Here is a 14,832-nt window from a genome sequence, read left to right on the forward strand (position 1 = left end):
TCGGCTCGCATACTTGTTGGCATGGGCGGTTCAAAGCGGGCATTTGGCGGACGCCGTGGCGCGAGCACGTGTTAGCGCGCGCCGAGTCCATCATATGACGAGTTGCCTCGATGCGGAACGGGCGCGACATGAAAATCCCGTGACATCAATGGGTTGTAACGTTTGCGGGCGGCTTGTCCACAGGCCTTTCAACATTTTCTGTGAATAACTCCAACCGCGCGGGAAAGCGCTCGTAGCACCACCCGAAACTACAGACTCCTTTCGCGCGAAGGGAATTCTTACAAAAAAACTGACTTGGACCGCGCTTGATTTCTTTTAAAATGCGCTGTTACGTTGCGCCGGACTCGATCCGGGCGCGCCGTGCGGCCGGCCGGGGGCAAAGGTCCGCGCGGTGATTTGCGCCTCAGGCTACGATGCTCGATCACGATCCATGTGCGCGCCATGAGCGCGTGCAGAAAGGCGTTCAGTCATGCGCCCACTATTCCAGTCATGCCAATCATCAAACGACCGCATTCATCCAATTCTCCGTCTGGTGAAGACCGGAACTCCTACCAACGCACTCCAGGACGCAATGCAGCTTCGCGCGATGCCGAGGCCGGCCGCCGTTCCCTCGGCGCGACGCTCGTCATCTGGTTCGCCAGCCTGCTCGCGACCATTGCGGTGGTGGGCGCGCTGATCGTTGGCTATGCGCTCGTGGTGATGGGCCCGCAACTGCCGTCGCTCGACGCGCTGACCGACTATCGTCCGAAGGTGCCACTGCGCGTCTATACGGCGGACCACGTGCTGATCGGCGAGTTCGGCGAGGAGCGGCGCTCTCTTGTGCGCTTTCAAGACATTCCCGATCAGATGAAGAAAGCGGTGCTCGCGATCGAAGACTATCGCTTCTACGAGCACGGCGGCGTCGACTTCATCGGCATTCTGCGGGCGGGCGTCTCCGACCTCTCGCATGGCGGCGCCTCGCAGGGCGCGAGCACGATCACCATGCAGGTGGCGCGCAACTTCTTCCTCTCGAGCGAGAAGACCTACACGCGCAAAATTTACGAAATGCTGCTCGCGTACAAGATCGAGCGCGCGCTGACCAAGGATCAGATTCTCGAGCTGTACATGAACCAGATCTATCTGGGCGAACGCGCCTATGGTTTCGCCGCGGCCGCGCGCGTGTACTTCGGCAAGGATCTGAAGGACATCACGCTGGCGGAATCGGCAATGCTGGCCGGCTTGCCGAAGGCGCCGTCCGCGTATAACCCGGTGGTCAATCCGAAGCGCGCGAAGATCCGTCAGGAGTACATTCTGCGGCGCATGCTCGAACTGAAATACATCAGCCAGGATCAGTACGATCAGGCCGTGAAGGAAGAGATTCACACCAAGAATCCGGGCAACGAATACAGCGTGCACGCCGAGTACATCGCTGAAATGGTCCGGCAGATGATGTACGCGCAGTACAAGGACGAAACCTATACGCGCGGCCTGAACGTCACCACCACGATCGACTCCGCCGACCAGGACGCCGCTTATCGCGCGGTGCGCAAGGGCGTGATGGATTACGAGCGGCGCCATGGCTATCGCGGGCCTGAAGGTTTCGTGCAACTGCCCGCGCCGGGCGACGACCGCGACCAGACTATCGACGACGCGCTCACCGATCACCCCGACAACGGCGAGATCATCGCCGCCGTGGTGACGGACACGGGTCCGAAGCAGGTCAAGGCGCAACTCGTGGACGGCACGCAGGTGACGATCAGCGGCGACGGTCTGCGTTTTGCCGCCGCCGCATTGAGCGCGCGCGCCACGGCCGCCACGAAGATCAAGGTCGGCTCGATCGTGCGCCTTATCGCGGACGACAAGGGCAACTGGCAGATCACGCAACTGCCGCAAGTGGAAGGCGCGCTAGTGTCGCTCACGCCGCAGGATGGCGCGATTCGCGCGCTGGTGGGCGGCTTCGACTTCAACAAGAACAAGTTCAACCACGTCACGCAGGCGTGGCGTCAGCCGGGTTCGAGTTTTAAGCCGTTCATCTATTCGGCTGCGCTCGACAAGGGCCTCGGACCGGCCACGATCATCAACGACGCGCCGTTGTACTTTCCGTCGAGCACGCCGGGCGGCGACGCGTGGGAGCCGAAGGACGACGACCAGCCGGACGGTCCGATGCCGCTGCGTCTCGCGTTGCAGAAGTCGAAGAACCTCGTGTCGATCCGCATTCTGTCGTTCATCGGCACCAAGTACGCGCAAGACTTCGTCACGCAGCGTTTTGGTTTCGACGCCGACAAGACCCCGCCGTATCTGCCGATGGCGCTCGGTGCGGGCCTCGTCACGCCGTTGCAGTCGGCGGGTGCGTATTCGGTGTTCGCGAACGGCGGCTTCCGGATCAATCCGTATCTGATCAACGAGGTGACGGACGCGCGCGGCCAACCGCTTTCCAAGGCGCAGCCGCTGACGGCCGGGCGCGATGCGCCGCGTACGCTGGAACCGCGTAACGCATACATCATGAACAGTCTGCTGCATTCGGTGGCCACGGCCGGCACGGGCGCGGGCACCAACGCGCTGCATCGTACCGACTTGCAGGGCAAGACGGGCACGACCAACGACGCTAAGGACGGCTGGTTCGCCGGTTATCAGCAGTCGCTCGTGGCGGTGGCGTGGATGGGTTACGACCAGCCGAAGAGCCTCGGCAGCCGCGAATTCGGCGCGCAACTGGCGTTGCCGATCTGGGTGGAATACATGCAGCGCGCGTTGCGCGGGGTGCCGCAAGGCGAACCGCCGCAACCGGACGGCGTGACTTCCGTCGACGGCGAACTGTTCTATACGGATATGACGCCGGGCAATGGCTTCGTCGCCAGCATCGGTCTGGACTCGGCGAATCCGACCGCCGGCGTGAGCGATGCGGTCGGGGGCGTCGGCCCCGCGGGTATGACTCCGCCGGCGGTGCCGCCGCCAAGTGTCTCGTCGAACGAGAAGAAGCAGATCATGGATCTGTTCGAATCGAACAAGCCGTGATGTTCTCCAAGGGGATTCCCTTGGAGTGCGGCGGGCGTGCGCGGACCGTTTGAATCTTGCGGCCGCCCACGCAGGGAAGTTTTTGAAAGAGCAGCAAAGCGCCGCCCCAGACGGCATGCGCGCCGTTCGTCGGGTGGTGCGACCAGCGGAATCTGTGTTCGCCACGCACGATGTGTTTTAATCACGCCGGCGGTGCTTTCTCAAGGGTCCTAAAGGACGCCTGATCCCTAGACGGTTTCTCGGCCTCCAGCACCACTGCGTCTCGCCGCGAGCGAGACACGTCCATTCTCGAACCCCCGCGCCGCGCGAGACCCGGTATGACGCGCGCGCACGTCACTTCGTCCGCTGGCAATGTAAAGTGCCGCGGCCGGCGTGTTTGCCATCCAGCATCCACCGGGTCCCGCCTTGTGAAAAGTCGAATCCTGATCTGTCTGATGACAGGTCTGCTGCGCGCATTTGCCGTCCTGCCGTATAGCCTTGTCGCGCGAATCGGCACCGGTATCGGCGCCTTGCTTTACCGAATTCCCAGCACGCGCCGCCGCGTCGTGCATACCAATCTGAAGCTGTGTTTTCCGGATATGAGCGACGAGGCACGCGAGCGTCTGGCGCGCGCGCACTTTTGTCACGTGATCCGCAGTTATGTCGAGCGCGGACCGCAATGGTTCGGCAACGCTCGCGCGTTGGCGCGCCTCGTTGAAGTGGAAAGCGCGATCGATCTGTCCGACATGGAGGGGAAGCCGACGATTTTCGTGGGCTTTCATTTCGTCGGTATCGAGGCGGGCTGCATGATGTACTCGACGCGGCATCCTGTCGCCTCGCTCTATACGCCGATGTCGAATCTCCTGCTCGACGCGATGGCCAAGCGGCAGCGCGGCCGCTTCGGCACGGAGATGATTCCGCGCAGCGATAGCGTGCGGCGAGCGTTACGCGCGCTGCGCGACGGCAAGCCGGTGATGCTGGCCGCGGACATGGATTTCGGCTTGCGCGATTCGGTGTTCGTGCCGTTTTTCGGCGTGCCGGCCTGCACACTGACCTCCGTCTCGCGGATGGCGCGCGCGGCGAATGCGCGGGTGGTGCCGTTCGTGACGGAAGTGCTGCCGGATTATCGCGGCTACAAGCTCACGATTTTTAACGCGCTAAGCGATTTCCCGTCCGACGACGTGACCGTCGACGCTCGGCGCATTACCGAGTTTCTCGAGACGCAGGTGAGGCGGATTCCTGATCAATATTATTGGGTGCATAAGCGGTTTAAGAATCGGCCGGCTGGGGAGGCGGGGGTTTATTGATGCGGGGCGGTGTGAAATGGGTCTGTGGGTGAATGTGGTGCGGGGTCAAGTACTTAGGTAGGATCTCCTGGCGTTATCAACAGCCCTGTCAACACAATCTGTGGATAAACGACAGCGCCGCCAGTCATTCCCGTGGTGTCCAACGCCGCTGCATCCACCGGCACCTCGAGTAACAAACCCATTCGGGTCAAGCACTTAAGGGGATAGCCCCGGAGTTATCAACAACCCTGTCAACATAAACTGGGGATAACGGTGAGGCATCCCAGGATCTTCGTTCTGTGAAAGAGCCATCGTTCCACGCCCGCTGGTTCATTCCGTACCGCCCGCACGAATTGCCATGCGTTCAATGAGTTAGCCTGCTTGTCAGACAGTTTTCAACAGGCTCATCAACAAAAAGTGGGGATAAGTTTGCAGCGATCAGTACGGAATCCCAGGTTTAGCTATTCGGCGATGCCCGCGTTCGCCGCAGGAACCGCGGATGCCGAAGCCGCAGTCGAAGCGGACGCGGAATCCGCCGCCGTCCCGACCGGCGGATTCCCCATCGCCTGAAACAACGCCGCCGTGTCCGTCAAACGCGCGCTCGTATAGCGGATCTCGTCGAGCTGCGCGTTGCGAAACTGCTGCTCGCTCGACCGTGCTGATGCGATAGGCAACGCACCCAATCGATAACGCCCCGAGGTTTCATCGAAGACCCCTTGCGCCGAGCGCGCCGCAATGTTCGCGGCGTCCAGCGCCTGCGAGTCGTGCTCGAGCGCGGCGAGCGTATCGGCGACATTCTGGAACGCGGCCAACACCGTCTGTTTGTACTGGGAGACGGTGGCTTCGTAGGTATCGACAGCCGCGCGCCGTTGCGCGAACAGGGCGCCGCCATGAAACAGCGGCTGCGACAGCGACGCGCCGATGCTCCAGATCGCGCCCGCGCCGGAGAGCGCCACCGGCCAGCTAAAGCCGCCTTGTCCCATCGACGCGCTCAATGACAGGCTCGGGAACATCTGCGCGGTGGCGACGCCGACATCAGCCGCCGCGGCCTTCAAAGCGGCATCGGCGGCCTGAATGTCCGGGCGCGCGCGCAGCAGTTCCGACGGCACCACCACGGGCACCTGTTCAGGCACACGCAACTGCGCGAGTTCGAGATCGTCCGGCGCCGCATCCGGCGTGCGGCCCAGCAGCACCGCCAATGCGTGCCGCGTGCTCAGCCATTGCTGCTTCAGCCCCGGCAAACTCGCCGACAGACTGGCCGCGCTTTGCTGCGCGCTCAACTGATCGGCATGCGAAACGGCGCCCAATGCATAGCGCCGCTGTGTGTCGCGGGCCTGATCGTTGGCGATCGTCACGAGCCGTTCGGTCGTCTCGATCTGCGCATGCAGCGCGGCGCTCGTGATCGCGGCGGTCACGATGTTGGCGGCCAGCGCGCGGCGCGCGGCGTCGAACTGATACGCCTGAACGTTGACGCGCGCCGCTAGCGCCGCGTCGGCCAGACGCGCAGCACCGAACAGGTCGAACGTATAGTGCGCCTGCAATTGGCCGACGAAGATGTTGTAGAGAAACGTGTTCGGTCCAGCCTCGGGGATCGCCAGCGCGCGATTGCGGGTCGCCTGGCCGCCGAGGTCGATGGTCGGCAGCATCGAACTGCCGATCTGCGCGCGCAACTGCTCACGCGCGGCGGCGAGGCTCTTGTCGGTCGCGGCGAGCGTCGGGCTGTTGCGCAGGCCCTCATCGACAAGCGCATTCAGCGCGTCCGACTGATACAGCTTCCACCATTCGGGCACCGGCTTTGCGCCGACCACGAACTGTTGGGTGACGCCTTGCGCGGGCACGGTTTGCGTCGGCTGCGCCTGTGCGCCGTAGTGGGCCGGTTGCGGCATCGCGGGCGGCTCGCCGCTCGGCCCGAACGAGCAGGCGGCGAGCGCGCATGCCATGCCGGTGAGGGCGGCGCTGCGCGAGTATCGGGAGAAGATGAAAGTGGCCATGCTCAATTCCCCGTATGCTTCGGACCGGACGTCTGCGGCTCGCGTTCATCGGCACGCACGCGAAACGACACGGCGTACAGCGCGGGCAGATAGAACAGCGTGAGGATCGTGGCGCTCGTAATCCCGCCCATCAGCGCGGTCGCCATCGGGCCGAAAAAGTTCGAGCGCAATAGCGGAATCAGCGCGAGCACGGCCGCCGCTGCGGTCAGCGTGATTGGCCGGAAGCGCCGCACCGTCGCGCCGACGATCGCATCGAAGCGCTTATGCCCGGCGGCAATGTCCTGTTCGATCTGATCGACCAGAATCACCGAGTTGCGCATGATGATGCCGAACATCGCGATTACGCCGAGCATCGCGACAAAGCCGAACGGCTGGCCGAACAGCAGCAGTGTGAGCACCACGCCGATCAGCCCGAGCGGCGCGGTCAGCACGACCATCAGCACGCGCGCGAAACTTTGCAGCTGGATCATCAGGAGCGTGAGCACGGCGATGATCATGATCGGCATCTGCGCATTGATCGAGGTCTGGCCTTTGCCGCTTTCCTCGACCGAGCCGCCGATTTGGATCCGGTAGCCGACCGGCAGGGTCGCGCGAATCGGGCCCAGCGCCTTGTCCACCGCATGCGTGACGTCGATGCCTTGCGCGCCGGGCGCGACGTCGGACTGAACGGTAAGGGTCGGCTGACGGTCGCGTTCCCAGATCACGCCGTATTCGAGGTCGTTGCGCAAATGGCCGAGCGTGCCGAGCGGCACGGGACCGTTCGGCGTGGGCATCGCCAGCGTGATCAGTTGCGCAGGGTCGACGCGCTCCGCTTTAGGCGCGCGCAGATCGACGCTGATCAGTTTGTCGCGTTCGCGATACTGCGTGACGGTGTAGCCGGAGAGCGTCATCGCGAGGAAGCTGGAAATGTCGTCGGAGCTGACGCCCAGTTCGCGCGCTTTCTTCTGATCGACTTCGAAGCGCACCGAGCGCTCGGCGGGTTCGTCCCAATCGAACTGGACGTTGCTGGTGCCTCGGTTCGCGCGCAGGGTCGCGGCGACGCGCTCGGCGATCGAGCGTACGGTGGCGATGTCGTCGCCGCTCACGCGGAACTGCACCGGATAGCCGACGGGCGGCCCGTTCTCGAGGCGCGACAGGCGCGTGCGAATTGCCGGGAAGTTGTTGCGCAATTCCGGTTCGAGCCATTGCGCGAGTTTCTCACGGTCCTTCACCGACTTCGCCGTGATCACGAACTGCGCGAAATTGGGCTGCGGCAATTGTTGATCGAGCGGCAGATAGAAACGCGGCGCGCCGGTGCCGACGAAGTCGACCGTATGATCGATTTCCGGGCGGCCCACCAGCGCTTTTTCGAGCCGCTGGGCCTGGCGCAGCGTGGCTTCGAACGACGCGCCTTCGGGCAGGCGCACGTCCACCAGCAACTCGGGACGGTCCGAACTCGGGAAGAACTGCTGCGGCACCAGCGTGAAACCCGCCATGGCCAGCACGAACAGCGCGACCGTAACCGCCAGCACGACGAAGCGGCGCTCGATGCACCAGCCGATCCAGCCGCGCAGGCGCCGGTAGAAACGCGTGTCGTAGATGTCGTGCTCGTGATCGTCGGGTAAATGCGCTTCGTGCGCCTCGCGTTTGCGCTCGGGCAGCAGGTGATAGCCGAGCAGCGGAATCAGCACGACCGCGGCGAGCCACGAGGCGATCAGCGCGATCGCCGATACTTCGAAAATCGAGCGCGTGTATTCGCCGGTGCTCGACTTGGCCAGTGCGATCGGCAGAAAACCGGAGACGGTGACGAGCGTGCCGGTCAGCATCGGAAAGGCGGTGCTGGTGTACGCATAGGCCGCGGCGCGCGTGCGGTTCCAGCCTTGCTCCAGCTTCACCGACATCATCTCGACGGCGATGATCGCGTCGTCGACCAGCAGTCCGAGCGCGAGTACAAGCGTGCCGAGCGACACCTTGTGCAGGCCGATGTCGAACAGATACATGCACAACGCGGTGACGGCGAGCACCACCGGGATCGAGATCACGACCACCATGCCGGTGCGCACGCCGAGCGATACCAGGCTCACCACGAGCACGATCGCCACCGCTTCGGCGACGGCTTCGAGAAAGTCGTCGACCGAACGCGCGACTGCGTCCGGCATGCTCGACACTTCGACCAGTTGCAGGCCGGCGGGCAGCGCCTTTCGCAACTGCGCCATCTGCTGATCGAGGGCCTTGCCGAGGCGGATCACGTCGCCACCCGGCTGCATCGTCACGCCGATGCCGAGCACGGCCTTGCCGCCGGCGCGCATTTGCGTGACGACGGGGTCGTCGTAGCCGCGTTTGATCGTGGCGATATCGCCGAGACGGAACGAGCGGTTGTTGATGCGGATCAGCGTGTCGGCGAGCGCGATGACGTCTTTGAACTGGCCGGTAGGGCGAACGAACACGCGGTCGTCGGTCGTGGTCAGCGTGCCGGCTTGCGAGACGCTGTTCTGCGAATTGATCGCCTGGCCGAGTTGCTGCGGCGAGATGCCGAGGCGCGTGAGTTGCGTGTTGGCGATCTCGATGTAAATGTGCTGGTCCGGATCGCCGAAATAGTCCACCTTGCCGACGCCCGGCACGCGCAGCAGCACCGTGCGCAACTGGTCAGCGTAGTCGTGCAGTTGCGCGGGAGAAAAGCCGTCGCCTTCAAGCGTGTAGATGTTCGTGTAGACGTCGCCGAACTCGTCGTTGAAGAACGGGCCTTGAACGCCTTGCGGCAGCGTCGCCGCAATATCGCCGACTTTCTTGCGCACCTGATACCAGGTCTCGGGCACGTCCTTGACCGGCGCCGAGTCCTTCATCGAGAAGAACATCAGCGATTCGCCGGGGCGCGAGTAGCTGCGCACGAAATCGATGGCGGGCGTCTCCTGCAATTTGCGGCCGATGCGGTCCGTCACCTGTTCCTGCACCTGGCGCGCCGTGGCGCCCGGCCAGAAGGTGCGGATCACCATCACACGGAACGTGAACGGCGGATCTTCGGACTGCGCGAGCCGCGTATAGGCGAGGATGCCGAAGGCGGTCGCGAGCGCGATCAGGAAAACCACCAGCGCCTGATGGCGCAGCGCCCATGCGGACAGGTTGAAGCGTCCTTCTTCGTGCGGGGTGCTCATGAAGCGAAGTCCTCGGGATGCAGCGGCGCGATCGCGCGGACTTTTTCGCCGGCGCTCACCGTATGCACGCCTTGCAACACGACGCGTTCGCCGTCCTTGAGACCTTGACCGATCACGACGGTGCGTTCGTTGTAACGCGTGACCGTCACGCGGCGCAGTTCCAGCGCGTTATCGGCGGCGCGCACGATCCACACGGCGGGCTGCGTGCCGTCATGGAACAGCGCCGTGGCGGGCACGGTGAACGAACCGTGCTGATTGGCCGAGGCGTTAGCCGGCGCGGCGAGTTCGATATCCGCGGTCATGCCGAGGCGCACGTCCGGACCGGGATTGTCGAGCGTGAGTTTGGCGCGATAGGTGCGGCTTTGCGGGTCGGCGGCGGGCGACAGTTCGCGCACGCGCGCTGTGAATTTGCGCGAAGGCAGCGCGGCGAGCGTGACGTTGGCGGGTTGCCCGACCGAGAGCGCGGCGAGCGCGCTTTCCGGCACGTCGCACACCACGTCGATGTCCCCGCTCCACGCGAGGTTGTAGACAGCCTGGCCCGCGGAGACGTTCTGGCCCGTGTCGGCCTGTTCCGCGGTAATCACGCCGGCGTGATCGGCGGCGAGCGTGGTGTATTGCAACTGGTCTTTCGACAACGCCGCCTGCTGCGCGGCCTGATCGCGCTGCGCGAGCGCGGATGCGTACGCATTGGTGGTCTGTTCGAGTTGCGCGGGCGCGATCAGGTTTTCTTTGGCCTGCGCCTGATCGCGATCGAGTTGCTGCTTCGCATAAGCGAGGGCGTGCTGCGCGGCGGCGAGTTGCGCTTGCGCGCTCGCGGCATTCTTCTGTTGATCGGCCGGATCGAGGCGGGCGACGATCTGCCCGTTCTTCACCACATCGCCGAGACGCACGCGCCGCTCCACGATCTTGCCGCCGACGCGGAACGACAGCGGCGTCGAATAGCGCGCCTGCACCTCGCCGGGCAAGGAAGCCGCCTGCGTGGCGCTGCCGTCCGCATGCACGGCGACGGCCACCACCGGACGCGGCTCGGGCGCCGCGGCTTCCTTCTTCGAACACGCGGCCAGCGTGACGGCGCCGGCTAGAACCAGCACGAATGCGGCGCGCCGCAGGCGCGCGCGATGACGATACGGATGGGACTGCGGACGCATCGCGGACGATGCGGGAAGACCGGGAGGCTTCACGATTACCCCAACTGGAGACAGCGAACGAACAGGGCAAGCCGCAGCGGCCCGCCAGCGAAGACGCGCGGGCCGTTTTATGCAATTGGCATACGCGACTGATTCGGAATGACGAAGTGCATTCTAATACACACCTGTATTTGAATGTTGGAGTGAATTCGAATTCTTTTCAGTGCTAGACTTGCGCCCATGAAACGGCAACGACTGACACGCGAGCAGAGCAAGGACCAGACGCGCGAGCGTCTGCTCGACGCTGCGCAAGCAATTTTTATGAAGAAAGGGTTTGTCGCGGCGAGTGTCGAAGACATTGCTGCGGCGGCGGGCTATACGCGTGGCGCGTTCTATTCGAATTTCGGCAGCAAGAGCGAGTTGTTTCTCGAACTATTGCGGCGCGACCACGAGGTCATGCAGGCAGAGCTGCAGGCTATTTTCGCGAACGCGGTATCGCGTGAGGAAATGGAAGAGCGCGTGCTGCGCTATTACAGCAACCTGCATCGCGAGAACAAGTGTTTCCTGCTGTGGGCTGAGGCGAAGCTGCTCGCGGTGCGCGACGGCCGCTTCCGGATTCGCTTTAACGCGTTCATGCACGACAAGCTCGAGCAATTGGACTTGTACATTCGCGAGTTTTCGGCGCGGGTCGGCACGCCGATGCTGATGCCGCCGGACACGCTGGCGATCGGCCTGATGAGCTTGTGCGACGGCTTGCAGTTCTTCTACACGGTCGACCCGCAGAACGTGCCGGCGGAGAGGGTTGAAGCGGTACTGGCGGGATTTTTCGCGCGCGTGGTGTTCGGGCGCGATGCGTAAGCGCGTTGGAGCGCGCGATCAGTTGGTGGGCAACTGGGTGCAGGCGTCGGCAACCGGCGTGGCGCATGCGTACGAATACTCACCGCTGTAGCGCAACACTTCTTCGCCCACGTGCAGGACAACCTTGATGTCCGGGCAGCGCTCATAAGCGATGAATGCCGAGCAGGCCGCGGCGGACCAGCAGACCAGCGAGAACGCGATTTTTTCGAGAAGCTGAAAACGGTGTGTCATGGCGGATTGAATGCAATTGATTTCTTTCGGATGCCATGTTACCAGAATACTAGGGTTTCTACCTAGTCGATATACGCAACAATGCTCGCCAACAAGCGCGTTATCAGTTCAGAAGCGCAGCCTGCGAGCGTGACGCGAGCGCCTCGCGAACCTGTCCGGATTGTCATGTTCGGGTCAGGGTTGGGACATGATCGGGTCGATACAATCGGATCGTTGGGCAAACCCGCGCGCGCCTTGCCGCGCGGGTCGACACAGGCGCGAGGGGTGCGCCGGCCCGGCTTTACCGAGGCAGGAGTCGTCCCATGAACCAATTGCAGTCGATGCGCGTATTCGTCAAAGTGGCCGACCTCGGCAGTTTCGTCGGCGCGGCCGGCGCGCTGGATCTTTCCACGGCGGTCGTCACGCGCCACGTTGCCGACCTCGAAGCGCGCCTCGGCACGCGCCTGCTCAATCGCACCACGCGCCGGCTGTCGCTGACCGAGTCCGGCACGGCCTATCTGGAGCGCGTGCGCCACATTCTCGACGACCTGGAGGGCGTGGAGCAGATGGTGGTGGCGCGCAATCACGAGCCGGTCGGCACCTTGCGCATCGTCGCGCCGGTGGTGTTCGGGCTGCACAGCCTCGCGCCGGTGGTGCAGTCTTATGCCGCGCGTTATCCGGATGTGGTGCCGGACGTCACGCTCGCGGATCGTCATGTCGATCTGGTGGAAGAGGGCTTCGACGTCGGCATTTTCGTCGCGCGGCACATGCGTAGCGCGAGCATCGTCACGCGACGGCTCACGACAGGCTACATGACGGTGTGCGCGACGCCCGCTTATCTGGCGCAGCACGGCACGCCGACGCGGCCCGAGCATCTGCTCTTGCATCCGTGTCTGAGCCGGCCGTCCGAGCAGGGCGGCGAGGAGCGCGTGTTCACCGGACCGGACGGCGAAGTCCGCGTGCGTCCGACGAATGCGATCGCCGCGAACAATACGGAGATGCTCAGGCAGTTCGCGCTGCTGGGCATGGGCGTGGCGATCCTGCCGAGCTATCTGATCGGCCGCGACCTCGCGTCCGGGCGGCTGGTGCCGCTGCTGCGCGAGTATCGTTTGCCGCAGATCGAAGTCACGATCGCCTATCCGAGCCGCCTGCATTTGCCGGCGAAAGTGCGCACGTTCATCGATCACCTCGTCGAGTATTTCCAGCAGCCGGGACAGCAGACGCGCGATCCGCGTGCTGTGACGCCGGCGCGTTCCGGGAACGGAACCGCGGAGGTTGCAGCGGGCATGGACGACGACCTGCCCGTGCCGGAATTGACTGCCGACGCAGCGCGTCGCTTGCACAAGGCCGCGCGCTCGCGGATCGCGGCTTCGTCGCCGTTTTGATGGCGGGTGCGAGCGGGTATCGGAGCTGGAAAGCGCGGCGTTAGGGCGTTCTCTTCGCGGTCCGTTTCCCATTTCCACGTGACGCGCTTCGCCTTGAGGCGCGGCTGCAAAGCCGCGCCGGCAACTCAACTCACTCAGATCCACACGTCGTTCGCCGCCGTCCGTTCGCTGATTTCCTCGCCGGTATTCTTCACGCCGCGCGGCTCGATCAACAGCAGCTTCACTTCACGCTCGGCGTACGGCTTGTGCTCGATGCCCTTCGGCACCACGAACATTTCCCCCGCCGAAATCAGTACGAAACCATCGCGCATGTCGATGCGCAATTGCCCCTCGATAACGATGAACGTCTCATCGGTGTCGGCATGCTCGTGCCAGATGAAGTCCCCTTCGATTCGCACGAGCTTGAACTGATAGTCGTTCATTTCGGCGACCACGCGTGCTTGCCACTGGTCGTTGAAGAGCCCCAGTTTCTGCGCGAAATTGATGGCCTGATACGGCCGTTGAGTGACCTGAGCGTCGGACATCGCAGTGCTCCTCCTGAGCGGTTGTGTCAGGCAGGAGCGTACGGCGCAAGCGGGATGCGGGTCTTGAACGTTTGTGCGCGCTTGTTCGGTGCGGCGCGTTCAGGCGCGCCTTCGTTCAGCGCGCGCCGGCCGAAGGCGAGCCGAGCATCTTCAGCCACTGCGCCGGTGCGACGCCCCAGGCGTGCTTGAAGTGCCGCGTCATGTGACTCTGATCGGCGAAGCCGCTCGCCGCCGAGGCGTCGGCGAGCGACACGCCCTTGAGCACCAGTTGCCGCACCAGATCGAGTCGCCGCATGGTCAGATAGCGATGCGGGCTGGTGCCGAACAGTGCGCGAAAATCCCGCGACAGACTCCAGCGGTCGCGGCCCGCCGCGGCGGCGAGTTCATCGAGCGTGACGGCGCGATCGAGCGACGCCAGCAGGTAGTCGCGCGCAAGCGTTGCCGCGCGGTAATCCACCGGACGGGGTGTATCCGGCGCGCCTGCCACGGTGTCGAGCGCGACGGCCAGATCGTAGAGCGCGCTGTCCTGTTCGAGCGGATCGATGGCGCTGTCCATCGCGCGCAGCAGGCTTTCCGTGGCCGCGAACAGGCGCGGATCGTTCGACAGCCCGCCTTCCAGGAACGGCAGCGGCTTGCCGCCGAGCGCCTGCTGGAACAGCGCCGGATCGACGTAGATCATGCGGTAGTGGAAACCGTCGCCGGTGCCGGCCTGGCCGTCGTGCGGTTCGTCGGGATGTAGCACCATCGTGCCGCCCGGCAAGCTGTTGCGGGTGCTGCCGCGATAGCGAAAACTCTGCACGCCGGACAGCGTGCGGCCGATCGCATAAGTATCGTGGCGATGCATCGCGTAGCCGGCCTGATGAAAGAACGCCTCGATCCGTTCGATGCCGCTCGCGCCGCCCGTTTGCGGCGAGCGATAGATCCAGTCGGAACCGCGCTTGTTCTGGGCAGACGAGAGCGTATGCGAAGGGGAATACGGCTGGGAACGCGGCAGCGATGAAGCCGGTTCCTCGCTCATCCGCCGAGCCCCGGGCCGTAATTGCCGCTGATGTAGCGCGTCACGGAGGCCACGTCGGCGTAATCCTGCTCCGGCAAGCCGTCGAGCATCGACAGCACTTCGTTGCTCGCGCCGGCTTCGCGCGCGGCGTCGACCAGCGCGTCCTTGTAAGTCGGAAACTGGACTTCGCTCAGAAGATCGCTGATCTGCAGGTCAATCGATTCGCCGGGAATAGCCGATGCGGTCATGCAAACGCTCCTGTTATTACGATTGGAGGTGATGAGGACGTCAGTGTTGCCGCTGAACGAAACGTCAGAGGCCGCGTTATTTGCCGTATGCCGCTTGAGAAAGTG

11 protein-coding genes are annotated in these 14,832 nt (G+C 63.9%); 4 read left to right on the plus strand and 7 right to left on the minus strand.

The window, feature by feature from the left end; translation table 11 throughout:
• Window positions 1-489: 489 nt before the first annotated feature.
• Window positions 490-2,991 (plus strand): penicillin-binding protein 1A, encoded by a 2,502-nt coding sequence (locus tag B0G75_RS30355; RefSeq protein WP_106313724.1) that lies wholly within the window; start codon window positions 490-492, stop codon window positions 2,989-2,991.
• Window positions 2,992-3,398: 407 nt separating this feature from the next.
• The gene (locus B0G75_RS30360) at window positions 3,399-4,277 is read left to right on the plus strand and encodes a lipid A biosynthesis lauroyl acyltransferase (RefSeq protein ID WP_106313725.1); all 879 of its coding nucleotides are present in this window, start codon (window positions 3,399-3,401) and stop codon (window positions 4,275-4,277) included.
• A 440-nt stretch (window positions 4,278-4,717) separates the two neighbouring features.
• Here the strand turns inward: B0G75_RS30360 and B0G75_RS30365 are convergent, their stop codons facing one another.
• From B0G75_RS30365 to B0G75_RS30375, 3 genes are read right to left on the minus strand one after another with little or no spacing between them, the layout of a single operon-like run.
• Complete coding sequence (locus B0G75_RS30365) at window positions 4,718-6,247, minus strand: efflux transporter outer membrane subunit (protein WP_106313726.1); 1,530 nt, start codon at window positions 6,245-6,247, stop codon at window positions 4,718-4,720.
• Between the two features lie 2 nt (window positions 6,248-6,249).
• Window positions 6,250-9,378 (minus strand): efflux RND transporter permease subunit, encoded by a 3,129-nt coding sequence (locus B0G75_RS30370; RefSeq protein WP_106313727.1) that lies wholly within the window; start codon window positions 9,376-9,378, stop codon window positions 6,250-6,252.
• The gene (locus tag B0G75_RS30375; protein WP_106313728.1) at window positions 9,375-10,526 is read right to left on the minus strand and encodes an efflux RND transporter periplasmic adaptor subunit; all 1,152 of its coding nucleotides are present in this window, start codon (window positions 10,524-10,526) and stop codon (window positions 9,375-9,377) included. Before B0G75_RS30375 ends, B0G75_RS30370 begins: the two co-directional genes overlap by 4 nt.
• A 219-nt stretch (window positions 10,527-10,745) precedes the next feature.
• On the opposite strand from B0G75_RS30375, the gene B0G75_RS30380 reads away from it, so the two are divergent.
• A complete protein-coding gene (locus B0G75_RS30380) occupies window positions 10,746-11,363 on the plus strand; it encodes a TetR/AcrR family transcriptional regulator (protein WP_106313729.1) in 618 nt (205 codons plus the stop codon).
• Window positions 11,364-11,381: 18 nt separating this feature from the next.
• Here the strand turns inward: B0G75_RS30380 and B0G75_RS30385 are convergent, their stop codons facing one another.
• Complete coding sequence (locus B0G75_RS30385) at window positions 11,382-11,594, minus strand: hypothetical protein (RefSeq protein WP_106313730.1); 213 nt, start codon at window positions 11,592-11,594, stop codon at window positions 11,382-11,384.
• Between the two features lie 302 nt (window positions 11,595-11,896).
• On the opposite strand from B0G75_RS30385, the gene B0G75_RS30390 reads away from it, so the two are divergent.
• The gene (locus B0G75_RS30390) at window positions 11,897-12,958 is read left to right on the plus strand and encodes a LysR family transcriptional regulator (RefSeq protein WP_106313731.1); all 1,062 of its coding nucleotides are present in this window, start codon (window positions 11,897-11,899) and stop codon (window positions 12,956-12,958) included.
• A 134-nt stretch (window positions 12,959-13,092) separates the two neighbouring features.
• Here the strand turns inward: B0G75_RS30390 and B0G75_RS30395 are convergent, their stop codons facing one another.
• The 3 genes from B0G75_RS30395 to B0G75_RS30405 form a co-directional block, all read right to left on the minus strand.
• Window positions 13,093-13,482 carry a cupin domain-containing protein gene (locus B0G75_RS30395; RefSeq protein ID WP_106313732.1) on the minus strand — a complete coding sequence of 130 codons (390 nt, stop codon included), beginning with the start codon at window positions 13,480-13,482 and terminating at the stop codon, window positions 13,093-13,095.
• A 115-nt stretch (window positions 13,483-13,597) separates the two neighbouring features.
• Window positions 13,598-14,500 carry an AraC family transcriptional regulator gene (locus B0G75_RS30400; RefSeq protein WP_106313733.1) on the minus strand — a complete coding sequence of 301 codons (903 nt, stop codon included), beginning with the start codon at window positions 14,498-14,500 and terminating at the stop codon, window positions 13,598-13,600.
• On the minus strand, window positions 14,497-14,727 hold the full coding sequence (locus B0G75_RS30405; protein WP_106313734.1) for a DUF2795 domain-containing protein: 231 nt from the start codon (window positions 14,725-14,727) through the stop codon (window positions 14,497-14,499). Before B0G75_RS30405 ends, B0G75_RS30400 begins: the two co-directional genes overlap by 4 nt.
• Window positions 14,728-14,832: the final 105 nt, after the last annotated feature.

The organism is Paraburkholderia sp. BL18I3N2 (genome assembly GCF_003001875.1).
Lineage (GTDB): Bacteria > Pseudomonadota > Gammaproteobacteria > Burkholderiales > Burkholderiaceae > Paraburkholderia > Paraburkholderia phytofirmans.